Raw genomic sequence first — 24,744 nt, 5'->3', positions numbered from 1 at the left:
CTCTGCGTGCGCTGTGGTCTCGGCGTGCGCTGTGGTCTCGGCGGTCTCGCGAAGAGCGGTGCGCTCGGCGCTCTGGGTCACAACTCCCCCTCTGTGCGGGACAGATCCGACTCGGTGCGGGCCAGATCTGCTGCGGGACGGATGCGTTCGGGACGGGTCGATCGGAACCGGGGCTCGGCGTACGGGTCCGAGGTGGGCGTGCGGGGTCCGGGATCGGTGTGCGAGTGCAGGGTCGGTGTGCGAGTGCAGGGTCGTGTGCGGGTCCGGTGCGGGGCGCGCGGAACACGTCCGGGCGCGGGCAGCCGGCCCCGAGGAAGGCAGGGGACGGTCACGGCGAACGCACCGAGCCCTCGGCTCCGGCACGCCGCCGAACTGTCCCCAACTGTGCACCCCGGCACTGACAATGGCGCCCACCTGCGGAAACGGCTCACGGAGGAGGCTTGTTGGAGGGTTCGCGGAGACGGCCTGTCGAGGCGCCCCGTCGAAACGATCTGTGGAGGCGGCCCGTTCGACGTCCGGAGCGGGATCGCCCGCGACGTCCTCCGTCGCGTGACGGCGCATCGGTGTGCGGGGCCGTCCGCACGGCCCTCGACAGCGGTGTCGGCGTCGGCGGCGTCGGCGGGCGGGCGTTGTCAGTGCCCGTGCCTACCGTCGTCGGCATGGGTGGACAGACGGTCCGCTGGACAGCGGAGCAGATAAGCGCGCTGGCGCCCGACGCGGCGTCACGCAAGGCGGGGAGCAAGCTGTCGACAGCACGGCCCTGGAGCGCCACGGGCACCGACGGTTCCGCCGTCTGGGGCCTGTGCAAGGGCAGCGGCAGCCGGCCGTACCAGACGGTGGTCGACCTCGACGGCGGTCAGGGCCCCGGCTACAAGTGCAGTTGCCCCAGCCGGAAGTTCCCGTGCAAGCACGCACTGGGCCTTCTGCTGTTGTGGGCGCAGGAACCACAGGCCGTCCCGGACACGGCGGAGGAGCCACCGGAGTGGGCCGGCGCCTGGCTGGAGTCGCGCAGCCGCAGAGCCGCTCGCAAGGCGGAGGCGGCCCGCGCGGCGGCCGAAGCGGGCGCCGGCGGCGCGGCGTCGGGGAGGGCGGAGGACGGCGCGGGCGCGCGGGGGGAGGCGCCCGGCGGAGCGGACGGCGCACGGGCCGAGGCCGCGCGGCGCCGGGCCCGGCAGCGTGCCGAGCGGATGGCGGCCGGCGCCGAGGAGTTGGAGCAGCGGCTGGCGGACGTGCTGCGCGGCGGGCTGGCCGACGCCGACCGGGCGGGCTACGCACCGTGGGAGGAGACGGCCGCCCGGATGGTCGACGCACAGGCGCCCGGACTCGCCGCGCGCGTACGGGAGTTGGGTTCCGTGCCCGCTTCGGGCGAGGGCTGGCCGGAGCGGCTGCTGGCCGAGTGCGCGCTGCTGCATCTGCTGGCGCGCGCCTACCGTCGCATCGACACGCTGCCGGAGGCGCAGGCCCGCACCGTCGAGTCCCGCGTGGGCCGCACCGTCGAGGCGGCCGACGTACTGGCGGACGACTCGGCACGGATACGCGACGGCTGGCTCGTCCTGGCACAGCGGGACGCCGAGGAGGGCCGGCTCCTGGTACGCCGCATATGGCTGTACGGGCAGCGCACGGGCCGCCCCGCGCTCCTGCTCTCCTACGGTGCGGCCGGGCGCGCGCCCGAGCAGGCCCTGCCGGTCGGCGCCACGCTCGACGCCGAGCTGGCCTATTACCCGGGCGCCGGCCCGCTGCGGGCGGCCCTGGGCGAACGGCACGGGGCGCCCGTGCCGGGCTTCCGGCCACCGGGCGGCACCATTCCGGAGGCGCTCGACGCCTACGGGCAGGCCCTGGCGCAGGACCCCTGGCTGGAGGGCTGGCCCGTGGTGCTGCGCGAGGTCGCACCGGTACCGCCCCCGGCGGACCGGGACGACACGGGCACGACGGACGCGCAGTGGCAACTCGCCTCGGCAGACGGGGATTTCGCCCTCCCCGTGGCGCCCTGGTGTGCTCCGGCCACGCTGTGGAAGCTCACCGCGCTGTCCGCCGAGGGCCCCCTCACCGTCTTCGGCGAATGCGGCCACCGCGGCTTCACCCCGCACACGGCCTGGACCGGAAGCACGACAACCGCCGTCCCCCTGTGACACCGCACGACGCACCCCTATCGAACGACGGCCCCTGCCGAACGCACCCCTGCGGGAGGACTGCCCCTCCGAACGACGAACCCTTCACACCACGGGCCTCTCCGCACCACACACCTCACCGGACGACAACCTCTCCGAAGCGCGCACCTCTCCGAGGGGAAACCCGCCCGGGGCGAGCGAAACCGCCCCGGACCCGGGCCTCTTCCGGGTTCCGGGCCTCGCCCCGCGCCGGGACGGCGGACCCCCGGCCGGAGGACGAACCCGCCCGCGACGCACGCCCGTTCGGAACTCAGACCTGTTCGAGCCCCGGCCCGCTCCGGGTCCGCCCGAACCCGACACCCGCACCGGCGCCCGTCCCCGTCCCGGCAGGGCCCGCACCGCCAGAGGGGCGCACCAAGGAGCGCCACGCCCGCCAAGGGACGCCACAGCCACCAGGGGACGACGCCCCACCGAGAGCACGGCATTTCGCACGAGGGGACGCAGCTCATGACCGACGTATCCGGCACGGCCGCCGCGACACCGTCCCGGCCCGGCCGTACGCCCCGCTCCCGCACCCGGCCCGGCAGCGGTTCCGCGCCGTCGTCGGGGCTCCGCGGCACCGATGCCGCCCGCACCGGCCAGGACCGGCCGCGCGCCCGTACCGCGCCGACACCCCGGCGCACCTCAGCACCGCACACCTCCGCACCGCACGCCCCCGCCGCTTCCCCCGGGAGCCGGCCTGCTTCCCCCGGGAATCGGTCCGACCCCGCCGGAACCTCCCCGTCCGACGCCGCACCCTCCACCGGCCGACCTCCCCGCACCGAGGAACAGCCGGGCCTCACCGGCCGCCCTCCCCGAACCGAACGACACACGGGACCGGCAGCCGGACGTCCGGCGGACGGGGGCAGGGACGGGGACGGGCCCGGGCGCGCGGCCGTGTGGCCGGAGTTGGTGGCTGCGGCGCTGCTCGGGGCCGAGCGGCGGCGGCCGCCGGGCGGCAGTGTGACGGCGCTGCTGGACGCGGCGGCCGTCGAGACGGTGCGCCGGCGGGCGGGTGCCCGGCCCGCGGCGCCCCGCACACGGCCGCCGCAACCGCCGGTGGACGACCGTCCGCTGCCGCCGGAGGCGGCCTGTCGTCGGCTCGGCATGCTGCTGGCCAACCGGGCGGGCGGCGGCTCCGGTACGTCGGCGGGCCGCCGCGGCCCCTACCCCGACCTGGGTGAACTGCTGCCGCAGTGGCTCGCCGCCGCGCACGCGCACGGGTACCGCGCGCCCGCGGCCGAGCTGCCGGCGCTGCTGGACGCCGCCCGGGCGCGTACGGATCTCCGGGCACAGGCCCTGGCGTTGGCCGGCCCGCGGGCGCTGTGGCTCGCCCGGCTCAACCCGGACTGGCGGTTCGCGCTGCGGGACAGCGCCCACGGGGTCCGTCCGGAGCAGTCGTCCGGGGCGGACGCCGATGCCGCGCGGCAGCTGTGGGAGGAGGGCCTGTTCGCCGAACGGGTCGCGCTGCTGGGTGCGTTGCGCCGGCACGATCCGGCGGCGGGCCGGGAGCTGTTGGCGTCGACGTGGCGCACGGAGCGTGCCGAGGACCGGCTGATGTTCCTGGACGCGCTGCGCCAGGGGTTGAGCGCGCAGGATGAGGATTTTCTGGAGCGTGCCCTGACCGACCGCAGCCGCACCGTCCGTGCGACGGCCGCCGAGCTGCTCGCCACGCTGCCCGGTTCGGCGCTGGCGGCCCGGATGGCGGAGCGGTCCCGAAGCTGTGTCGCCCGGGACCGGCTGGGGGACGGCGGCCTCGTCGTCGAGGCACCGCACGCGTGCGACGCGGCCATGCAGCGGGACGGCCTGGTCGCCAAGCCGCCCTCCGGGCGGGGTGAACGCGCCTGGTGGCTGGCGCAGTTGGTGGAGGCGACACCGCTGGGGGTGTGGCCCGAGAGGCTGGGCGGACTGTCACCGGCCGGGATCGTCGCACTGCCGGTGGCCGACGGCTGGCGGGACGATCTGCACGGTGCGTGGAGCGCGGCGGCGGTGCGGCAGCGGGACGCGCAGTGGGCGCGCGCCCTGATCGGCCCGCCGACGGCACCGCTCAGCGAGGGTCCGGGCGATCCGGCGAAGCTGCTGACGGTGCTGCCGGAGCGGGAACGGGCGGAGTGGGCGGCGCGCTTCGTCTCCACGCACGGGCTGTCGGAGGCGTTCCGGATCCTGGGGGTGTGCGGGGTGCCGTGGCCGTCGGAACTGGGGCGCGCCGTGGTGGACGCGCTGGAGATCGCCCGGGACGCGGGCAGTTACCCGTGGAGCTTCAGCGGGGTGACGGGCCTGGCGGAGCGGTGTCTCGACCCGGCGGACGCGGAGCGGCTCGCTCCGCTGGCGGCGGTCCGTGAGGAGGGGTCCGGCGGTTCGCCGGGCGCGGCCGAGTACTGGTCGGAGTCCTTCCACCGGCTGGTGGCGACGCTCCGCCTGCGCGCCGTGATGCTGGACGAACTGCGCCCGGGGACGGACGAGGACGCCGGGGGCGGTGGCCGGGGCCGGTCCGGGGAGTCCGCCGGCTGAGTTCCCCGCGCCGTCGGTCGGACGACGGGTCCCCGCCCGGCCGGCGGCTGCCGGTCCGGGCGGGGCAGGCCCGACGCCCCGACGGCACGCTTCACCTGCGCTGAGCCGCCGCGCCCAACGGCCCAACGGCACGCTTCAGGCGCTGAGCCTCCGGGGGTGTTCCTCGGGCGGTGGACTCCCGGCCGCGGACCCCCGGCGGTGCACTTCCAGCCGCGGACTCCCGACGGCGGCCTTCCAGCCACGGCCTCCCGACGGTGGACTCCCAGCCGCGGGCTTCAGCCGCGCACTTCAGCGGCGGAGACTTCCCACGGTGAGCTTCCGGCGGCGGTCTTCAGGCGGCGACGGGGCCGACGTGGTCGCGGATCCAGGTGACGATCTCGTTCGTCGTGGCCCCCGGCGTGAAGATCTCCGCGACGCCCTGTTCCTTGAGCGCCGGGATGTCGTCCTCGGGGATGATCCCGCCGCCGAAGACCTTGATGTCGGCCGCGTCCCGCTCGGCGAGCAGCTCCAGCACCCGTGCGAAGAGGGTGTTGTGGGCGCCGGAGAGGATCGACAGGCCGATCGCGTCCGCGTCCTCCTGGATCGCGGTGTCGACGATCTGTTCGGGGGTCTGGTGCAGCCCGGTGTAGATGACTTCCATACCGGCGTCACGCAGCGCACGCGCGATGACCTTGGCGCCACGGTCGTGGCCGTCCAGCCCCGGCTTGGCGACGACCACACGGATCGGACCCGACACACCCATCTGCTGCCTCCATCAGATCGATCAGCTCGACGCCCATGCCCCGGCCGGATCGCGGCCGCGGGCTGACGCACGGTATCGCCGGCATTCCCAGCATCCCCAGCATTCCGCACCGTGGCCTGTCCCGCGCGGAAGGGAGGGGGAAATCACACGGGCACGGCCGCGCAGGCCCCGGCGGACCGGGCGAAAGGGTGCGCGGCCGGCGGCCGTGCCGGTGCGCGGGTTCCGCTTCCGCGTCGGGGAAGCGCACACCGCCCCCGACGGGTGGGCGAGTTGAGCGTTCCGTTCCCGTCCGGCCCCGCATGACGGACAGCTGCCGGGACGGTGCAACAGCCGCTTGTCCACCGGTATGCGGCCCGCTGTCCACCGCCGCACGCGCCCCTGAGCTGCCGAAACCACCGATAGATTGTCGCCGTCGCAGACCGCCGGGTACAGTCGCCCGCACTGCTCCGCCCCTGTCACCGAGGCGAAAGAGAAGTTGGTGGTGAACGACCGTCATCCGTCGGGAGTCCCGAGTCCCGACGATTCCGCCTCCGGCTTCTCGTACGGCACCTTCGACGCGGCCCACGGGCAGTCGGAGTACGGCGCCCCCGACGGCGCCGACGCCTACGCCGGATACGCCACCGCGAACGACGCCTACGCCGGGGCCTCCTGGGAGGGCACCGCCGCCTGGAACTCCGGGGGCTACGACACCGGCGCCTACGACGCCGGGGCCTGGACCACCGGCTCCTTCGACACCTCCGCTTCCTGGGACTCGTCGTCCTGGGACACCGGCGGTTACGGAACGGCCGCCTACGGCACGGATGTCCATGGCTCCGCCGCCTACGCCGACGGATACGGCTCCGACCCGTACGGACAGGCCGCCTACGACACCGGAAGCCACGGCCATGTCGGCCCGGGGGCTCACGTTCCGGACGGGTCGGGACCCGAGCGGTCCCTGGGCGGCTGTCCCGCCCCCGACGACGGCACGGGCCAGTGGACGTTCGGCGTCCAGGACACCGGTGCCTGGGGCACGGGCGCCTGGGGTGTGCAGGACGGCAGCGGCACCCACGACGGCTACGCCCCGAACGGCTACCAGCAGCAGCACGCGCCCACCGCCTACGGCTACGGCGGTTACGGAACGGACGGGTACAACACCGACGGGTACGGCACCGACGCGTACGGCGCGGACGGTTACGGCCTCGACGGGTACGCCGGACTCCCCGAGTCGCAGGGCGCGTTCGCGGACGGGCGGACCGGACTTCCCGACGGGACCGCCGGATTCGCTGCGGGCGGCCACGCCACCGAGGGCGACCAGCACGGCTACGGCCCCGAGGGCTTCGCCCCCGGCACGGCCGCGCACGCCTCCCCTGCTCCGCAGGAGGCCACCGGCCAGTGGAGCTTCGCCACGCAGCACGAGTACGACACGGCCGACACCTGGGGCTTCCCCGATCCGGACGCGCACAGTGCGACGCCGCACGACTCCGCTGCCCCGGCCGGACGCCCCGTCGACGCCTCCGGCCACGGGGCGGGTGACACCGCCGAGTTCGCCGCCGTCACCGCCGACCTCCAAGACGACTTCCCCGCTCGGTTCCCCGAGTTCCCCGGGAGCGAGGCGCGCTCCGACGCCCGGGCCGCCGAGAGCACCGAGCACTTCGACGCCGCCGCCGACAGCGCCGACACCGAGGACGCCGAGGGCGCCGCCCCTCTCTCCCCGCTCGCGCCCTCGTCCCGTGGACGCCGCCGTTCGCCCAAGCCCCGGCGCCGGGCCCTGCTCACGGTCGCCGTCCCGTCGGTCGCCGTGATGGGCGTCGCGGGGGCCGCCGCGGCGACCGTGCTGGGCGGCGGCGGGGACGACGAGAAGGTCACCACCGCGTCGGACGCGCAGGGTGACGCGGGTGCCCCGGTGAAGCCGTCCGCCGCCAACAGCAAGCTCGACAGCCAGCTGTCCGGTGTCTCGGCGAACGCCTCCGACTTCCGGGACCGCGCCAGCCGCACCCAGGAGCGCATCGACCTCAAGGAACGGCAGAAGGCCGAGAAGGAGCGGAAGGCGAAGGAGGCCGCCCGCAAGGAGGCGATGCGGCCGAAGTTCGTGCTCCCGGTCAAGGACCACACGCTCAGCGCGCGCTACGGCCAGGCAGGCGTCAACTGGATGTCCGTGCACACCGGGATCGACTTCCCCGTCAGCTACGGCACCAGCGTGCACGCGGCGACCGACGGCACCGTTTCGACGAAGTACGACATGTCCTACGGCAACATGGCCATCGTCACCGCCAAGGACGGCACCCAGACCTGGTACTGCCATCTGAGCAGCACCAAGATCCGTTCCGGTGAGGTGAAGGCGGGCGACACCATCGCCTACTCGGGCAGCTCCGGCAACTCCACCGGCCCGCATCTGCACTTCGAGGTCCGGCCGGGCGGCGGTTCGGCCGTCGACCCGATCCCGTGGCTCCAGGACAAGGGCCTCGACATCAGCTGAGGACCCTGTCTTCGGTCACCGTCCTCGTCGCTCTCCCCGTCCCGCACGCACTGCCGCCCCGTCACCTCATCGAGGGACGGGGCGGTAGTGCGCGGGGAAGCGGTGCCCCGCGCGTCCGGTCAGAGCTTCTCGACGGGCGCGTAGCGCAGCAGCAGCCGCTTGGGCTTCTCGCCGCCGAAGTCGATGGTGGCCTCCGCCTTGTCTCCGCTGCCCTTGACGGCCTGGACGGTGCCGAGGCCGAAGGTGTCGTGTGTGACGCGGTCGCCGACCTGGAGCGAGACCACCGGCCGGTCACCGGCCCGCCGCGTCGCGAAGCCCGAAGGGCCGCGCCGCGCGGAGGCGTTGGCGGACGAGGACAGGGAGGCGGACACCGAGGAGGCGCCGCCGGGCGCACCGGCGAGGGTGCCGGCGGTCCGCTTCCAGTCGAGGTACTCGGTGGGGATCTCGTCGAGGAAGCGGGACGGCGGGTTGTAGGAGGGCTGGCCCCAGGCGCTGCGCATCGCGGCCCTGGTGAGGTAGAGCCGCTGCTGGGCGCGGGTGATCCCGACGTAGGCCAGCCGGCGTTCCTCCTCCAGCTCCTTGACCTGGCCGAGGGCGCGCATGTGCGGGAAGACGCCGTCCTCCATGCCGGTCAGGAAGACGACGGGGAACTCCAGGCCCTTGGCGGTGTGCAGGGTCATCAGTGTGACGACGCCGTCGTCCGCGCCCTCTTCCGGGAGCTGGTCGGAGTCGGCGACGAGCGCGACCTGCTCCAGGAAGTCCGACAGGGTGCCCCCGGACACCACGTCCCCGGCGTCCCCGGCGCCCTCAGCCTCCCCGGCGCCCTCTGCGTCCCCGGCTTCACCTGCGTCCCCGGCCTCTCCGGCGCCCCCGGCTTCCCCGGCCGCCCCGGCGCTTCCGGTCCGCTCCTGCTCGAACTCCAGGGCGACGGCGGCGAGTTCCTGGAGGTTCTCGATGCGGGTCTCGTCCTGCGGGTCCGTGGAGGACTGGAGCTCGGCCAGATAGCCCGTCTGCTCCAGCACGGCCTCCAGCACCGTGGCCGGGCCGGCGCCGGACTCCACGACGGTGCGCAACTCGTCCATCAGCGCGTTGAACCGCTTGACGGCGTTGGCCGAGCGCGCGGCCATCCCGTACGCCTCGTCGACCCGGGCCAGCGCCTGCGGGAAGGTGATCTTCTCGCGGAGCGCCAGGGCCTCGATCATCGCCTCGGCGCGCTCGCCGATGCCCCGCTTGGGGACGTTGAGGATACGGCGCAGCGGCACCGTGTCCTCCGGGTTCGCCAGCACCCGCAGGTAGGCCAGGATGTCCCGGACCTCCTTGCGCTCGTAGAAGCGCACCCCGCCGACGACCTTGTACGGCAGCCCGACGCGGATGAAGACCTCTTCGAAGACACGGGACTGCGCGTTGGTGCGGTAGAAGACGGCGATCTCGCCCGGCTTGGCCTCGCCCTCGTCGGTGAGCCGGTCGATCTCCTCGGCGACGAACTGGGCCTCGTCGTGCTCGGTGTCGGCGACGTAGCCGGTGATCCTCGGGCCGGTGCCGGACTTCGTCCACAGGTTCTTGGGGCGGCGGTCCTCGTTGCGCTCGATGACGGCGTTGGCGGCGTTCAGGATCGTCTGCGTCGAGCGGTAGTTCTGCTCCAGCAGGATCGTCCGCGCGTCCGGGTAGTCCTCCTCGAACTGGAGGATGTTGCGGATCGTGGCGCCGCGGAAGGCGTAGATGGACTGGTCGGCGTCGCCCACCACGCACAGTTCGGCCCGCTCCACGGGTGCCTCGTCCGACGGCGGCGCCTCGGCGGCGCCGGACCCGGCCAGCTCCCGCACCAGCATGTACTGGGCGTGGTTGGTGTCCTGGTACTCGTCGACGAGGATGTGCCGGAAGCGGCGGCGGTAGTGCTCGGCGACGTCGGGGAACGCCTGGAGCAGATGGACCGTCGTCATGATCAGGTCGTCGAAGTCCAGCGCGTTGGCCTCGCGCAGCCGGGCCTGGTACATCGTGTACGCCTCGGCGAGGGTCTTCTCAAATCCTTCGGAGGCCTGTCCCGCGAAGTCCTCCTCGTCGATCAGCTCGTTCTTCAGGTTCGAGATCTTCGCGCTGAACGACTTGGGCGGGAACCGCTTCGGGTCGAGATCGAGATCACGGCAGACCAGGGCCATCAGCCGCTTGGAGTCGGCCGCGTCGTAGATCGAGAACGACGAGGTGAAGCCCAGTTTCTTGCTCTCGCGGCGCAGGATGCGCACACACGCGCTGTGGAACGTCGACACCCACATCGACTGGGCGCGCGGGCCGACCAGCTCCGCGACCCGCTCCTTCATCTCACCGGCGGCCTTGTTGGTGAAGGTGATCGCCAGGATCTGGCCCGCGTGCACGTTCCGCGCCGCCAGCAGATGCGCGATGCGGTGCGTGAGCACCCGCGTCTTGCCGGAGCCGGCGCCCGCGACGATGAGCAGCGGCGACCCGCTGTGCAGCACCGCCTCCCGCTGTTGCTCGTTCATGCCGTCCAGCAGCGCGTCGGCGTCCACGGCGGGGCGCGCGGCGCCGTTCCGGTAGTACGCGTCCCGGGCGGGGGCGCCCGCGCCCGCGAACGAGCCGGAGAAGAGATCGTCGGGGATCTCCTCCTCCGGGGCGCCGTGGCCCTCGGGATCCTCGGGCGGCGGGGGCACATCCGCGTCCGGGCCGGTGGCGTCCGCCGCCGGGCCGTCGAGGGAGCGGAGGAAACTGTCGTCGAAGAGGCTGCTCATCGTCCTCCGAGTCTAGGCCGACCCGGGGACAGTGGTCCCGGGGTCCCGCGAACCGGCCGCCCGGGCCGTTCCCCGGCGGGGCTGTGCCAGGAAACCGCCGGGAAATGCGGTGCAGATCACGGAACGGGCAGGCGCAGATAACGGAAAGACAGCGGCGAAACGCACACCAGCCTTCACAGGAGCACCACACACCGCTACGGTGCGATGCCGGGCGGCCCGGTCCACCAGCCGACGAAAGCGCCGGCACGGGCGGCCCCCGCCGAGTCCGGTCGAACCGGAACCGGGGACCCACACGTACCACCAGGGGTGAATCGGCGCGGATCGGACGGCAGGACCCCTCGGGCCGCCGCACCGCTCCCGCCGTAGGGCACCTTCCGGCCGAAGCCCGAACCCTGCCCCAGCCCTCGGTCGGGCGATGCCCCCGGCTGACCCGGTAGGCGGTCCACGGAAGGAGTCGCCGGCCTTGGCGTCGCATCGCAAGCCGCGGAGCCGTACCCCTCAGTCGGCCCTGTCCACCCGCAGCGCCCTCGGTCTCACGACCGCGGCGCTCGCCTCCGTCACCCTGCTCTCCCAGTCCGCGAACGCCGCGCCGGCTCGGCCCGGCGACGGGGACAAGCCGAGCCTCTCCGAGGTGCAGAACCGGGTCGACAGCCTGTACCGGCAGGCGGGGTCGGCCACCCAGAGATACAACGCGGCCAAGGAGAGGACGGACAAGCAGCGCGCGCACGTGGACGGGCTCCTCGACCAGGTCGCGCACCGTACGGACAAGCTGAACGACGCCCGGCGGGTGCTCGGCAGCTTCGCCGCCGCGCAGTACCGCACCGGCGGCATCTCGCAGACGGCCACTCTCCTGCTGACCAAGGACCCGCAGACGTTCTTCCGGCAGACGCACGTCCTGGACCGGATGACCGGGCGCCAGAAGCAGGCCGTCGACGACTTCGAGAAGCAGCAGAAGGAGGCCGCACGCAAGCGCTCCGAGGCGACCTCGCAGCTGAAGTCGCTCTCCTCGTCGCAGAAGCAGCTGAAGAGCGACAAGCGGGAGATCCAGTCCAAGCTGTCCGAGGCGCGCACCCTGCTGTCGCAGCTCACCGCCGAGGAGAAGGCCCGCCTCGCCGAGCAGGAGCGCAAGAAGCGGGCCGAGGCCCGTGAGCGGGCCAAGGAGCGGGCCGAGAAGGAGCGGCGCGAGCGGGAGCGCGAGGACGGCGGCGGCTCGGGCGGCAGCGGCGGGGGCGGTGACTCCTCGCCCGGGACGCCCGCGCCGGGCGGTTCCCAGTCGGCCAAGGCGAAGAAGGTCATCGCCTTTGCGAAGCAGCAGCTGGGCAAGCCGTATGTGTGGGGCGCCACGGGGCCCAGCTCCTACGACTGCTCCGGGCTGACCCAGGACGCGTGGAAGGCGGCCGGGGTGTCGCTGCCGCGCACCACCTTCGACCAGGTGAAGGTCGGCACGAAGGTGGCCAAGTCCCAGCTGCGCCCCGGTGACCTCGTCTTCTTCTACGACGACGTGAGCCACGTGGGCATCTACGCCGGGGACGGGCAGATGATCCACGCGCCCAAGCCGGGGGCGAACGTGCGGTACGAGTCGATCGACTACATGCCCTGGCACTCCGCCGTCCGCCCCGGCTGACGGCCCGGCCTCGTCCGATCTCGTCCGGCCTCGTCCGGCCTCGTCCGCCCCGGCCCCCGGCCCGCCCGCCGGGGCCCGTGGGCCGGGGCCGTCCCGGCCCGAGGTCCCCCGCCCCCGGTTACTCTGGGTGTCCGGCGGCCGGAGCGAGCGGGCCGGCCGGGAAGGCCGAGGGAGGTGGCGGCGGCGGATGAGTGAGCGGAACACCGGGGCGCGGGCGGGCGGTACGCGCGGCGCCAGAGCCCGCAATCCGCGCGGCCAGGGCGACCGGCTGCGCACCGACATCCTGCGCGCCACCGAACGGCTGCTGGAGGAGCTGGGCAGCGAGGACGCCCTGTCGCTGCGTGCCGTCGCCCGCGAGGTCGGCATCGCAGCGCCCAGCATCTACCGGCACTTCACGGACAAGACGGAGCTGGTCTGGGCGACGCTCGCGCAGAACTACGAGCGGCTGGCGGAGGCCATGGCGGAGGCGGACGCAGACGCCGCGGACGACGAACCGCTGGAGCGGCTCCGCGCCCAGCTGCGCGCCTACTGCCGGTACGCCGTCGAGCATCCGGCCAAGTACCGGCTGATGTACGACACCTGGCAGACCCCGGTCGAGGCCGAACGGCTGCCCGGGCATCCGGCGGGGGTGCTGGTCCGCGGCTGGGAGCAGGCGCTGCGGCGGTGCGAGGACGCGGGCTGGCGGGTGCGGGGCACCCGCGCGGAGGCCCCGTACGTGCTCTGGTACAGCGTGCACGGCCGGGTGACGCTCTGGCAGGTGATGCCGCGCCGCAAGGACCCGGCCCGGCTGGACGGTTTCGTCGACGAACTGCTCGCCCTCCTCCTGGAACGCTGAGCCCTCTCCCCTCCGGCCGAGTCCTCCCCGACCGGGCCCAACCGAGCCCTCTCCTCCGGCTGGACCCTCCCCTCCGGCTGAGCCCCCTTTCCCGACGGAGCCCTCCTCCCGACTGAGCCCGCCTTCCGGCTGAGCCCCTTCCTGATGGGGCGCCCTTCCGGCTGGGGTGCCCTTCCGGCTGGGGCATCCCTCCCCGGGGCGCCGGCCCTCCGCCGAATCCGCCCCCGCGCCGCGACCGGGCGCACGCACGGCGCCGGGCTCCCCCGCGCCGCGACCGGGCGCACGCACGGCGCCGGGCTCCCCCGCGCCATGTGCCCCGCCCCGCGCGGCGAACCCGCTCAACTCCCGTGCCCGGCTTGCCACCTCTGCTCCGTGGGTAGCCGGAATGCGGTGCCCGGCCGGCGGGTGCCCGGTGGTGCGCTCCCTGGGGATACATGCGTAAGCTAACGCCTGTAAGCCCAGGCGTGGGTCCGTGCGGCCCGCGTCCACCGCGCAGAGCGAGGAGCGGCATGACCACCACCTCCGCGGAAGCACCGCAGCCCCTGCCCGTCCAGCCGCCCCCGGGCTGCCCGTTCGACCCGCCCGAGGGGCTCGGCCGGCTGCGGCTGGAGGAGCCGCTGTCCAGGATCTCGCTGCCGGACGGCAGCCGGGCATGGCTGGCCACCCGGTACGCGGACGTCCGGGCGATACTCGGCGACCGCCGCTTCAGCTCGGACACCACCAGCCCCGGCTATCCGCGCAGCGGCATGACGGGAGGCGCACCGGTCGACGGCGCGGCCCGCGGCTTCATCCGGATGGATCCGCCCGACCACACCAGGCTGCGCCGCATGGTGACGCGGGACTTCATGGTCAAGCGGGTGGAGGCGCTGCGTCCCACCCTCCAGCGGATCACCGACGAGCTGTGCGACGCGATGGCGGCCACCGATCCCGCCGAGCACCCCGTGGACCTCGTCGAGGCGCTCGCGCTGCCGCTGCCGTCGCTGGCGATCAGCCTGCTGCTGGGGGTCCCGTACGACGACCACGAGCTGTTCCAGCGGCTGACCGGGACGCTCCTCTCCCGCGAGAAGAGCGAGGAGGAGCGCCGCACGGCACGGGCCGAACTCGTCGCGTATCTGGACGCGTTGGTCCGGGCGAAGAGGGAGCGGCCGGGCGACGACATCCTCAGCCGGCTGGCGACCGAGCAGCAGGACGCGGGCGAGCTGGGCCACGAGGACGTCGTCGCCTTCGCGGCCCTGCTGCTGATCGCGGGGCATGAGACGACCGCCAACATGATCGGCCTGTCGGCGCTGACGCTGATGCTCGACCCGGAGACCGCCGGCCGGCTGCGGGACGACCCCTCGCTGATCCGCGGCGCGACGGAGGAACTGCTGCGCTTCCACAGCATCATCCGCAACGGCCCGCGCCGCGCCGCCACCGAGGACGTGGAGGTGGGCGGCCGGCTCATCCGGGCCGGTGAGGGCGTCGTCGTCGCGGTGCCCGCCGCCAACCGGGACGGCGCCACCTTCGAGGACCCGGACCGGCTGGACGTGTGCCGCCCCAACGCGCAGCACCATGTGGCCTTCGGATACGGCATCCACCAGTGTCTGGGCCAGGCGCTGGCCCGTGCCGAACTCCAGGTCGTCATCGGGACGTTGCTGCGCCTCTTCCCCACCATGCGGCCGGCCGTGCCGCTCGACGAGATCCCCTTCCGCACCGACATGGCCATACACGGGTGCCACGCACTGCCCGTGACCTGGTGACGGCCCACGCCGCACGCCACCGGCACGGCAACCCGCACCACAACCTGCACAACCACCACAGCCGGCAACGCGGCCATCAACGCAGCGATACACGAAGGAAGGTCCCCATGCGAGTCACCGTCGACCCGGACAAGTGCTGCGGCGCCGGCCAGTGCGTACTGGTCGCGCCGGAGGTCTTCGACCAGCGGGACGAGGACGGCATCGTCGTCCTGCTCGACGCGGCCCCGCCCGCCGACCGGCACGAGGCCGTACGGGAAGCCGCCGCCATCTGCCCCGCCGCCGCCATCGAGGTCGACGCGTGACCAGCGGCGACCGGGGGCGACCGGCGCCCCGGATAGCGGTGGTCGGCGCGTCCGCCGCGGGGCTCGCGGCGGTCGAGGGGCTGCGCCGGGCGGGTTGGGACGGCCTGCTCACCCTCGTCGGCGACGAGCCGCATCCGCCCTACGACCGGCCGCCGCTGTCCAAGCAGGTGCTGTCCGGCAGTTGGGAGCCGGACCGCACCGGGCTGCGCAGCGCCGAGCAGCTCGCCGGGCTCGATCTCGATCTGCGGCTGGGCACCCGGGCCGCCGCGCTCGACGCCGCGGCCCGGCGGCTCACCCTGGACGACGCCGAGCGCACCGTCCTGGACTGCGCGGGCATCGTCGTCGCCACCGGCGTCCGGCCCCGCACGCTGCCCGGCACGGAAGGCGTGGCGGGGGTGTACGTGCTGCGTTCCCTGGAGGACGCGCTGGCCCTGCGCGAGCGGCTCGCCGCGCCGGGCCGCCGGCTCGCCGTCGTCGGCGACGGGGTGCTGGGTGCCGAGGCCGCGGCCGTCGCCACCGGGCTGGGTCACCGGGTCGTCCTGATCGGTTCCGGTACGGCGCCCATGGGCCGGGTGCTGGGCGCCGAGACGGGCGCGCTGCTGGCGGCGGTGCACCGGGCGCACGGTGTGGAGCTGCGCGCCGGGCGCGCGAGCGGCGTCGTCACCGGCCCGGACCCGGCGGGCGGTCCGGACGGCCGGCACGTCACGGGGGTGCGGCTGGCGGACGGCGGCACCGTCGAGGCGGACACGGTGCTGGTCGCCACCGGCTCCGTCCCCGCGGTCGACTGGCTCGGCCCGTCCGGCGAGGCGGCGGCCCCGGGCGCGGAGGCCGCGGGCGCCGGGGCGCGCGCCGCCGACGGGGTGCGGCTCGATCTGGCCGACGGGCTGGGGTGCGACGCGCACTGCGCGGCGGCGCCCGGCGTGTACGGCGCGGGGGACGTGGCCCGCTGGTACCACCCGGTGCTGGGCCGCACGCTCCGTGTCGAGCACCGGATGAACGCCACCGAGCAGGGCCTGGCGGCGGCCCGCAACCTCCTCGCCGAGCTGGACGCGGAACGCTTCGGCGCGCCGCGCCCGTTCGCGCCCGTCCCGTACTTCTGGTCGGACCAGTTCGGGCTCAAGCTCCAGGCGTACGGGGTGCTGGAGGGCGCCGACCGGATCGAGGTGCTGTGCCTGGAGAAGGATCCGCTGCGGCTGGCCGCGCTGCACGGCCGGGAGGGCCGGGCCACGGGCGTGCTCGGTGCCGGCCTGCCGCCCAGGACGGTCCGGGGGCTGCGTGCGCTGGTCGCCGGGGACGCGCCGGCCGACTGGGACGAGGCGCTGGCCGCCTTCCGCACGGCCGTCCAGGGCTGACCCGCACCGGCGCCCCGAGCTGCCCGGTCGTCGCGCCTCCCACCCCCGAGCGGGGCGCGGCGGCCGGGCTCCCCCGAAGCGGCGGCGGGTTCCGGGCGGCCCGGGGAGGAGCGCCGAAGGAAGAAGGAGCGGAAGCCGTCAGACCCAGAGGACGGCGATGAAGATGTTGGCGAGCGTGAGCAGGCCGACGGCGCCGAAGAGCGGGGCCGGCACCTTCTCGTCGTCCCGCTTGACGTAGGTGATGCCGAGGATGGCGATCAGCAGCACCAGCTTGACGCCGATCTTGATGTTGTCGACCGGATGATCGGCGGCCTGGTTGAAGCCGACCAGGGCCGCGCCGGTGATCAGCATGGTCAGGGCGCCGTGCAGCATGCCCTTGGCGATCCTGGCCTCGCCCTGGCCCATGGCCTTCATCTGCGTGAAGAAGCCGCCCAGCAGGGCGGCGATACCGATGATGTGCAGGCCGACGAAGACATTGATGAGTACGTCCATGGCCGCGAGCGTATCCGGGCCCGTTCGGCGTCCATTAGCACACCCCCTCCCCTCACGTCGAGCGTCCGCGCGCGTCCGGCCGGAACGTTCTGCGTCCGTACCCGGCGAGGGCCGGCGGCGCGAGGCGTACGGCGGGCCCCGTCAACCGCCTGTGGCGGCCGTCACCCGGCTCCGGGGTGACCTGATGAACGGACCACCTTCGGCGTAAGGCACAATCCCCTTCCATTGCAAGGAAGTTGGAAGGCGGGGTTGCAGTGGCCGTGGACACGGCTCGGGACGGTTCGACGAGCGGGGACCGTCCCGGGGACGGGGCCGGGAACGAGCACGACGCGCACGGGAACGCCCGCCGGGAGGCCGCCCACCCGCACCCGGGCGCCGACCCGGCGCGAACACCGCAGCCACCTTCCCCGGCACCCGGCGGCTCCCCGTCCGACACCGCGCCGCCCGACACCACCGCCACCCCCGCTCCGGCCGCACCGCCCCCGGAGCCCGGCGCTCCGGGGTCCGACACCCCGGACGGGCAGGGCGGCGCACCGCCGCGGCAGCGGGAGGACGGCGGCTGGGCGGACCGAGTCGCGCGCCGGTCCCGGCAGTTCGCGGCCGGGCTGGCCGCCCGCCTGTCCGGCGCACGGGGTACGGCCCCGCGCACGCCCGCGCCCCCGCCGCCGCACGCACCTCCGCAGGCGCACCCGCACGCGTCTCCCCCGTACGCGTCCGGACAACCGCCACGCGAGGCGCCCCCGGAGCCGGCGCCCCCGTACGCCGCACCGGGCGGCACCGGGCGCGGCGCGCGGGACGCCTACCGGAGCGCCCGGGCCGCGTTCGCGCGGCGGCGGGACGAACTCGCCGGCGGGGAGAGCGTTCCCGCGGCGCTCTCCCACTCGCCGAGCGCCTCCCGCCAGTGGATCTCCGACGAACTGACGGCGGCGGCGCGGGAGGTCGCCGACCGGCGCCGTACCGAGGGTGAGGCGTGGCTGGCACTGCTGGCACGCCGCACCCTCGTCGTCGTCTGGGCGGCCGTCGGACTGCTGCTGCTCGTCGAGCTGCTGACGGCGCTGGGCACCGGCTGGACGGTGGCGCGCACGGCGGGGCTGGTGGCGGCGCTCGTCGCCGCGGGCGGCCTGTCGACGGCGGCCGTGCTGCACCGGCGGCGCGGCGGGGCGCTGGCCCCGGTGATCGGCGAGGACAACCGGCTGTCGACCTCGCGCACCGTCGCCGCCGCCTGGGTGCTGCTGGCCGTCTTCACCGTGCTGGTGCTCGCCGTCCAGCTGGCGGCGGCGTCCTCCGCCGCGCGACGGGAGCGGCTGCTGTCCGGGCTGGACCTGGCCCAGGGTGCGGGCGCGCTCACGGTGCTCGCGCTGACCTGCGCCGTCGCGGTCGTCGTACGGCGTGCGGTGACGGTGCGGGTGCACGGCCGGCGGCTCCAGAAGGTGCGGGCCGACCGGCCGCGCGCCGCCGATCTGCTCACCGACGACGAGGGCAGGGGCGCCTTCTCGGATGTGCAGTACGTGCTGGTCAGCGGGGTGGCGGTGGTCTTCGCCGCGGTCCGGCTGGCACGTCAGCCGGAGCGGCTGCCGGATCTGCCGTGGGCGCTGGCGCTGCTGGTGGTGGTCTCGACGGTCACGTATCTGGCGGGCAAGTACGCGGAGGGCGGGCGGCCCGTCGTGCTGTCCGTCGTCCGGGCCCGGGAGGTCGGCGATCTCCATGCGCCGATCCGTACCGGCGACGACATCGAGATCCGCGGCGCCGGCTTCGTCCCGCCCGGCGCGGGCGGGGCGGACCGGCTCGCCCGCACCGTCGTCCGCGTCGGCACGGTGCACGTCCACGCCCCGCTGATCCCGGTGCCCGGCGGCTTCGCCAACCCGACGGACGGGGTGCTGACGGTGCCCGTACCGGTGGAGGTCGAGCCGGGCCGGGTCGAGGTGCAGGTCGTCACGGCGGCCGGGGTGGAGACGAACCGGTACACGATCGACGTCGTGGACTAGCACCGGGCAGCGGAGACCGGCCGGGACCAGCGGCATCAGCCGTGCAGCGCCTCGCGGAGGGCGCGTACCTGGTCCGCCAGATTGCGTTCGCTCACCCGGGCGTTCGGGAAGATCAGGTCGAAGCCGTGCACGGCGCCCGGGACCTGGATGAGTTCGGTGGTGACCCCGGCGGCGGTGAGGCGCTCCGCGTACCGGCGGCCTTCGTCGCGCAGCGGGTCGACCTCGGCCACGACGACGAGCGCGGGCGGCAGCCCGCTGAGGTCGGTGGCCGCGAGCGGTGCGGCGTAGGGCGTGTGGAGGTCGCCGCCTGTGTAGTAGTGCCAGGCCCAGGCGGCCGCGGCCTGGTTGAGGACCGGGGTTCCGGTGGCCTCGCGCATGGAGTCGCTGGCCGCGTGGCTGTCCAGGGCCGGGTAGGTCAGCAGTTGGAAGACCGGCTGCGGGCCGCCGAGGTCGCGGGCGCGCAGGGCGGTCGAGGCGGCGATGTTGCCGCCGGCGCTCACCCCCACCAGCGCGATCCGCTCCGGATCGCCGCCGATCTCGGCTGCGTGTGCGGCGAGCCAGGTCAGCGCCGCGTAGGCGTCATCGGGCCCGGCGGGGAAGGGGTGTTCGGGCGCCAGACGGTAGTCGACGGAGACGACGACGGCCCGGGCCTCGGCGGCGTAGCGCAGGGCGTGGTCCTCCTCGGCCTCGGGCGAGCCGTAGGTGAAGGCGCCGCCGTGCAGATAGAGGACGACGGGCAGTGCGGCGGGCACGGCGGCGGGCGCGGTGTCGTCGGCGGCGGGGCGGTAGACCCGCAGCCGCAGCTGTCCGCCGGGCCCGGGGATGTACAGGTCGCCGACCTTCACACGGTCGTCGACGCGGGTGTCGGGGCGGTCCCGCAGCAGCGCGTACCGCGCCGGGTCGGCGAGGACGTCGTCCAGGTCGTGGAGCGGGAAGACCTCGGCGTCGGAGGTGTCGAGCAGGGTCCGGATCTCGGGGTCGACAGCGGGGAGCGACATGGCCTGTGGCCGCCTTTCGTGCGGTGCGGAAGCGAACTGCCGTCAGCTTCGCCGGTTTCCGATCACCGCAGAAGTGGCCCGAGGGCCATGATGTGCAACTATCGGGCCATGACCTCTCCAGCCCCGCACCGGGTGACCGTGCTCGCCCTCGCACCGGCCGTCGCCTTCGACCTCAGCATTCCGGCGCAGATGCTCGCCATGGTCACCACGCGGGGAGGAGAGGCGGCGTACGACGTACGGACGGTCACGCCGGACGGCGCCCCGGTGGTGACGGTGAACGGGTACAGCGTGCTGCCGCAGGGTGATCTGTCCCTGGTGGAGCAGGCGGACACCGTGATCGTCGCGGGCACCCGCGCGCCGGACGTGCTCGACGAGGGTGTGCTGGACCCCCGTCTCGCCGAGACGCTGCGGGCGGCCCGGCGCCGGGCGCGGATGGTGTCCCTGTGCACCGGGTCGTTCGTGCTCGCGGCGGCCGGCCTGCTGGAGGGGCGCCGGGCCGCGACGCACTGGCGCTACGCGGAACGGTTCCGACGGCTCTTCCCCTCGGTCGACCTCGACACCGATCCGCTCTACGTCGACGACGGCGGCGTGCTGACGTCCGCGGGCGGCGCCGCGGCCATCGACCTGTGCCTGCACGTGGTGCGGGAGGACCACGGCAGCTCGGTGGCCAACCGGATCGCCCGGTACAACGTCGTCGCGCCCATGCGGGAGGGCGGGCAGGCGCAGTACATCGACCATCCGGTCGCGGAGGACGCGGGGACCTCGACGGCCGCGGCCCGCACGCTGATGGTGCGCCACCTGGACCGGCGGCTGTCCCTCGGCCGGCTCGCGGCGCACTGCCACATGAGCGTGCGGACCTTCACCAGACGGTTCCGGCAGGAGACCGGACTGTCCCCCGCGGAGTGGCTGACCTCCGCCCGGCTGAAGCACGCACGCCATCTGCTGGAGTCCACGGAACAGCCCGTGGACGACATCGCCGCCGCCACCGGCCTGGGCAGCGGCACGAATCTGCGCCAGCACATGCGGGCCGCCCTGAACACCACACCCTCCGCCTACCGCCGCGCCTTCCGCGCGGCCCCCACCGCCCCGGCGCGGCCCGGGAGTTGAGGCACGGCCCCGCCGCACCGGCCCGCCGCACCGGCCCGCCGCACCGGCCCGGCGGACCGGCGCCGCCCGGCGGACGCGCCTGCCGTAGGCTGTCGGGAGAACGCCCGTTCTCCGTACGAGGGGTCACCACCGGGAGGCGCCGGGCCCGCGCGGGGAGACCGCCTCGGAGTCCACCACGAGGAGGCCGCCATGACAGAAGAGCGCCCGCCCTGCCCGCCGTTCACCCGCGAGACCGCCCTCCAGAAGGTGCAGGCGGCCGAGGACGCGTGGAACACCCGCGACCCCCGGCGGGTGGCGCTGGCCTACACGCCGGACTCGGTCTGGCGGAACCGCGACACCTTCGTCACCGGCCGGGAGGAGATCGTCGCCTTCCTCACCCGCAAGTGGGAGCGCGAGCTGGACTACGCGCTGCGGAAGAGCCTCTGGTCCTTCGACGGCAACCGGATCGCGGTCCGCTTCCAGTACGAGTGCCGCGACGCACAGGGCCGGTGGTGGCGCAGTTACGGCAACGAGCTGTGGGAGTTCGACGAGCGCGGGCTCATGAGCCGCCGCGAGGCGAGTATCAACGATGTCGCGATCACCGAGGCGGAACGCCGTATCCACGGCCCGCGCGCCCGCGACGAGCACGGAGCCGACCTCCCGCTCCGCTGACACCCCCGTCCGTACCGGGCCGTTGACGCCGCCGCCCGCCCCGGGCCGGCGGCGGCGTCGGCCCGGTCACGCCCGCAGTGCGTCGATCGCGGTGTCGACGGCGGCCGGCGCCGCGCTCCTGTCGCTCTCCGCCCGGGAGACGAGCGAGAGCCCCTGGACGACATAGAGCAGGAGCCTGGCCTGCGCCTCGGGGCGGGCGCTGTCCGTGACCTCTCCGCTGGCCTGTGCGCGGCGGAGCGCTTCGGTGACGAGTTCGGTGAACCGGCCGTACGAGCGGGCGACCAGCTCGGTGGCCTCGCTGTCGTGGGGCACCAGCTCGGCGGCGGTGTTGCCGACCAGACAGCCCTGCGGTGCTCCCATGTCGGTCACCAGCTCGTCCAGGCGTGCCGGGTGGGTCAGGATCTCGCGCAGCGCCGGCAGGAGCGGCACGGTGTCGAGCGCGGCGACCAGATGCCGCTCGTACACCTCCCAGTAGAGCCGGACGGCGTCGAGGTAGAAGCGGCGCTTGTCCCCGAACGCCCCGTAGAGGCTGCCGCGTTCGACGGCCAGCGCGTCGACCAGGTCCTGGATCGACGTCGCCCCGTAGCCACGGGACCAGAACAGTTCGACCGCACGCTGCAACGTGCGGTCCTTGTCGAAGGCTCGGGGGCGTCCGGTCCGTGGCACGTGCCCGACACTACGACTTCTTGACGACACGTTCAAGAAGTCGTAGCTTCCCTCGCACCATTTCTGGAACACTCACACAGAAGTCGTGAGCACCGTCGGCCCGTGCGCCGGCGCACCGGACAAGGAGAAGAGCCATGGGCCGACTTGCGGGAAAGCACGCACTGATCACCGGCGGCACGAGCGGCATCGGGTTCGCGACCGCACGGGAGTTCCTAGCCGAGGGAGCGACCGTCGCCATCACGGGCCGCTCCCGGGAACGGCTGGACGAGGCCGCCCGCCGGCTGGAGGGCCCGGTGCTGCCCCTCGTCAGCGACGCCGGCGACGTGCCCGCCCAGGCGGCGCTCGCCGCGCGCCTGGAGGCGGAGTGGCCGAAGCTCGACATCCTGATGAGCAACGCGGCCGACACCACCCACCTCCCGATCGAGGAGTGGACGGAGGAGGCGTTCGACCGGCTCGTCGCCACCGACCTCAAGGCACCGTTCTTCCTGATCAAGGCCCTGCTGCCGCTGTTCTCGCAGCAGTCGTCGGTCCTTCTCGTCGGCTCGGTCTCGGCGTTCGTCGGCCACGAGCAGGCGACGGTCTACGGGGCGGCCAAGGCGGGCCTGCTGTCCTACGCGCGCGGCCTGTCCCACGAGTTGAAGGACCGGGGCGTGCGCGTCAACGGGCTGAGCCCGGGGCCGACCGTCACCGATGTGTTCAAGCCGCTGGGCGAGGAGCGCGCGGCCGCCCTCCAGGAGGAGCTGCGGCGGACCGTGCCGCTCCACCGCCTGGGCAGCGCCACCGAGTTGGCGAAGGCCGCCGTCTATCTCGCCTCGGACGAGTCCGCCTACACCGTCGGCACGGTGCTCCGCGTCGACGGCGGCGTCGGCGAGCTGGCGTACTGAGGCGCGCCCGCTGTTACAGGTCCCGGACACAATCCGGTGAACTCCCGCCGGGGGCGGCGCATCACACCTCCCGTAAACGCACTTGGACGCACTGACGACGGGGAGCGCCGGGGAACCCGGCGCCGGAAATGAGGAACCATGACCGCCAGGCTCAACCGCGCCGCCCGCTGCGCCGCCGCCGTGCTCGCCGTCATCGCGGTGGGCGCCGGCGCCACGGCGTGCAACTCCTCCGACTCGTCCTCCTCCAAGGCCGCCTCCAGCGCCTCCTCCGAGGCGAAGGGCGCCGCGGACAAGGCCGGCAAGGAGGTCTCGGGCGTCAAGGTGGACAAGATGGCGCAGAAGGGCTCGCGCACCGACGCCATCAACAGCACCTCGGCCGCCGCCTCCAGCGGCAGCGAGCGCTGCCACACCGGCGGACTCGACTACTCCTGGGGCCTGCCGCACGGCGGCGCACCCGACATGGCCGCCCACAACCAGCAGACCGCCGGGATCAAGCTGGAGAACAACAGCGGGAGCACCTGCACCCTGCACGGCTTCCCGGGCGTCCGGCTGATCAGCGAGTCCGGCGAGACCTGGGATCTGCGCCGCTCCGGGGTCGAGCCGACCACCGTCACCCTGAAGCCCGGCGAGGCCGCGTCGGTGCCGCTCGACCTGCTGCCCGTCAAGCGGGACCTGAAGGACACCAAGCCCTTCCTCGTCGACAAGGTGATGCTCACCCCGCCCGACGAGACCTCCCACGTCACCCTCGACTGGCCCTACGGCGGCGCGATCCTCGACCAGTCCGGCGCCACCCGGCCCGGCACCTTCGTCAACCCCGTCGCCCAGGGCTGACGACGGCTCGCTTCCCCTCCTGCCGCACGAGGCGTCCGGCCGACCGGGCGCCTCGGCGGCGTTTCCGGCCCTCGCCGGCGCGGAACCGGCTCACTCCCCGGCGTCCTGCGCGCCGCCGCCGCGGACGTCCGGCTTCTTCCCCGGCCGGTCCGGGACGATGGCGTAGCTGAAGATGTGCCGCCGGCGGCCCTCGGTGGGGGTGCCCTCGGCGCGGGCGCGGACCGCCGCCTCGATCTCCTCGACCAGCGCGGCGAACTCCTCGTCGGTGAGCCAGACGGCGCCCTGCCGGGCGACCACGCCCTCCTCGGCGGGGCGTGCGTCCTCGTGCGAGAGGTAGCGCTCGAAGTCCGCCAGCACGGCGGCGGAGAACGCGGTGAACGCCTGCCGGTGGTCGTCCAGGGTCATCTCCTCGCGCGCCGTACGGGCGATGACGGCGTGCTCCTGGCGCACCCGGTAGCTGCGCTCGACGGTGCCGCGCACCTTCCGCTCCTCCACCACCTCCAGCACGTCCTCGCGGGCGAGCACGGCGATGTGCCGGTACATCGTGGCCGGTGCGATGTCCGGCAGGCGCTCGCGCAGCTGCGCGGTGGTCATGGGATCGGAGCCGACGAGTGTCTGGAGGATGCGGAGCCGGACCGGGTGCAGAAGAAGATTCGCGGTTGCCATGAGGCCATGGTCTCAT

The 24,744-nt window shown here is 74.3% G+C and carries 19 protein-coding genes; 13 read left to right on the top strand and 6 right to left on the bottom strand.

All coding sequences use genetic code 11. The annotated features are described in order from the left end of the window. Positions 1 to 659 precede the first annotated feature (659 nt). Together SCA03_RS06890 and SCA03_RS06885 are read left to right on the top strand one after the other, a co-directional pair. Complete coding sequence (locus SCA03_RS06890; protein ID WP_086814387.1) at positions 660 to 2,129, top strand: SWIM zinc finger family protein; 1,470 nt, start codon at positions 660 to 662, stop codon at positions 2,127 to 2,129. Positions 2,130 to 3,059: 930 nt separating this feature from the next. After that, entirely contained in the window at positions 3,060 to 4,658 is a 1,599-nt protein-coding gene (locus tag SCA03_RS06885; RefSeq protein WP_371863898.1) for a DUF5691 domain-containing protein, read from the top strand. Positions 4,659 to 4,989: 331 nt separating this feature from the next. Here SCA03_RS06885 and icmB read toward each other — a convergent pair whose 3' ends face one another. Beyond that, entirely contained in the window at positions 4,990 to 5,400 is a 411-nt protein-coding gene (gene icmB / locus SCA03_RS06880) for a coenzyme B12-dependent isobutyryl CoA mutase small subunit (protein WP_030874632.1), read from the bottom strand. A gap of 478 nt (positions 5,401 to 5,878) precedes the next feature. Here icmB and SCA03_RS36745 point away from each other — a divergent pair, with 478 nt between their 5' ends. Next, positions 5,879 to 7,855 (top strand): M23 family metallopeptidase, encoded by a 1,977-nt coding sequence (locus SCA03_RS36745; protein WP_086814383.1) that lies wholly within the window; start codon positions 5,879 to 5,881, stop codon positions 7,853 to 7,855. 119 nt (positions 7,856 to 7,974) lie between these two features. Here SCA03_RS36745 and SCA03_RS06870 read toward each other — a convergent pair whose 3' ends face one another. After that, entirely contained in the window at positions 7,975 to 10,596 is a 2,622-nt protein-coding gene (locus SCA03_RS06870; RefSeq protein WP_086814381.1) for an ATP-dependent DNA helicase, read from the bottom strand. Between the two features lie 463 nt (positions 10,597 to 11,059). On the opposite strand from SCA03_RS06870, the gene SCA03_RS06865 reads away from it, so the two are divergent. The 5 genes from SCA03_RS06865 to SCA03_RS06845 all read left to right on the top strand — a co-directional run bounded on the left by SCA03_RS06865 (position 11,060) and on the right by SCA03_RS06845 (position 16,448). Then, complete coding sequence (locus tag SCA03_RS06865; protein WP_030874638.1) at positions 11,060 to 12,220, top strand: C40 family peptidase; 1,161 nt, start codon at positions 11,060 to 11,062, stop codon at positions 12,218 to 12,220. Between the two features lie 187 nt (positions 12,221 to 12,407). Then, complete coding sequence (locus tag SCA03_RS06860) at positions 12,408 to 13,055, top strand: TetR/AcrR family transcriptional regulator (protein WP_086814379.1); 648 nt, start codon at positions 12,408 to 12,410, stop codon at positions 13,053 to 13,055. Between the two features lie 509 nt (positions 13,056 to 13,564). Next, positions 13,565 to 14,794 (top strand): cytochrome P450, encoded by a 1,230-nt coding sequence (locus SCA03_RS06855; RefSeq protein ID WP_086814377.1) that lies wholly within the window; start codon positions 13,565 to 13,567, stop codon positions 14,792 to 14,794. Between the two features lie 107 nt (positions 14,795 to 14,901). Continuing rightward, positions 14,902 to 15,096 carry a ferredoxin gene (locus SCA03_RS06850; protein ID WP_030874644.1) on the top strand — a complete coding sequence of 65 codons (195 nt, stop codon included), beginning with the start codon at positions 14,902 to 14,904 and terminating at the stop codon, positions 15,094 to 15,096. Next, positions 15,093 to 16,448 (top strand): NAD(P)/FAD-dependent oxidoreductase, encoded by a 1,356-nt coding sequence (locus SCA03_RS06845; protein ID WP_174864482.1) that lies wholly within the window; start codon positions 15,093 to 15,095, stop codon positions 16,446 to 16,448. The genes SCA03_RS06850 and SCA03_RS06845 overlap by 4 nt, the downstream gene beginning before the upstream one ends. Positions 16,449 to 16,586: 138 nt before the next feature. On the opposite strand, the gene SCA03_RS06840 is transcribed toward SCA03_RS06845, so the two are convergent. Beyond that, positions 16,587 to 16,940, bottom strand: coding sequence for a hypothetical protein (locus tag SCA03_RS06840; protein ID WP_030874649.1), 354 nt, complete (start codon positions 16,938 to 16,940; stop codon positions 16,587 to 16,589). Positions 16,941 to 17,545: 605 nt separating this feature from the next. Here SCA03_RS06840 and SCA03_RS06835 point away from each other — a divergent pair. Further along, positions 17,546 to 18,925 carry a hypothetical protein gene (locus SCA03_RS06835; protein ID WP_371863900.1) on the top strand — a complete coding sequence of 460 codons (1,380 nt, stop codon included), beginning with the start codon at positions 17,546 to 17,548 and terminating at the stop codon, positions 18,923 to 18,925. A 35-nt stretch (positions 18,926 to 18,960) separates the two neighbouring features. Here SCA03_RS06835 and SCA03_RS06830 read toward each other — a convergent pair whose 3' ends face one another. After that, entirely contained in the window at positions 18,961 to 19,923 is a 963-nt protein-coding gene (locus SCA03_RS06830; protein ID WP_086814375.1) for an alpha/beta hydrolase, read from the bottom strand. Between the two features lie 108 nt (positions 19,924 to 20,031). On the opposite strand from SCA03_RS06830, the gene SCA03_RS06825 reads away from it, so the two are divergent. After that, a complete protein-coding gene (locus SCA03_RS06825) occupies positions 20,032 to 21,030 on the top strand; it encodes a GlxA family transcriptional regulator (protein WP_230988509.1) in 999 nt (332 codons plus the stop codon). A gap of 189 nt (positions 21,031 to 21,219) precedes the next feature. Beyond that, on the top strand, positions 21,220 to 21,681 hold the full coding sequence (locus SCA03_RS06820) for a nuclear transport factor 2 family protein (protein WP_030874655.1): 462 nt from the start codon (positions 21,220 to 21,222) through the stop codon (positions 21,679 to 21,681). A 66-nt stretch (positions 21,682 to 21,747) separates the two neighbouring features. On the opposite strand, the gene SCA03_RS06815 is transcribed toward SCA03_RS06820, so the two are convergent. Continuing rightward, positions 21,748 to 22,347, bottom strand: a complete 600-nt coding sequence (locus SCA03_RS06815; RefSeq protein ID WP_030874658.1) for a TetR/AcrR family transcriptional regulator — start codon at positions 22,345 to 22,347, stop codon at positions 21,748 to 21,750. Positions 22,348 to 22,481: 134 nt separating this feature from the next. Here SCA03_RS06815 and SCA03_RS06810 point away from each other — a divergent pair, with 134 nt between their 5' ends. Together SCA03_RS06810 and SCA03_RS06805 are read left to right on the top strand one after the other, a co-directional pair. Beyond that, complete coding sequence (locus SCA03_RS06810; RefSeq protein WP_086814372.1) at positions 22,482 to 23,231, top strand: SDR family oxidoreductase; 750 nt, start codon at positions 22,482 to 22,484, stop codon at positions 23,229 to 23,231. Positions 23,232 to 23,369: 138 nt separating this feature from the next. Beyond that, a complete protein-coding gene (locus tag SCA03_RS06805; RefSeq protein WP_086814370.1) occupies positions 23,370 to 24,062 on the top strand; it encodes a DUF4232 domain-containing protein in 693 nt (230 codons plus the stop codon). A 90-nt stretch (positions 24,063 to 24,152) separates the two neighbouring features. Here the strand turns inward: SCA03_RS06805 and SCA03_RS06800 are convergent, their stop codons facing one another. Next, positions 24,153 to 24,728, bottom strand: a complete 576-nt coding sequence (locus SCA03_RS06800) for a helix-turn-helix domain-containing protein (protein ID WP_086814367.1) — start codon at positions 24,726 to 24,728, stop codon at positions 24,153 to 24,155. Positions 24,729 to 24,744 lie beyond the last annotated feature (16 nt).

This window comes from Streptomyces cacaoi, assembly GCF_006539165.1.
GTDB lineage: Bacteria > Actinomycetota > Actinomycetes > Streptomycetales > Streptomycetaceae > Streptomyces > Streptomyces cacaoi.
This window is presented reverse-complemented; position numbering and strand designations above follow the sequence as displayed.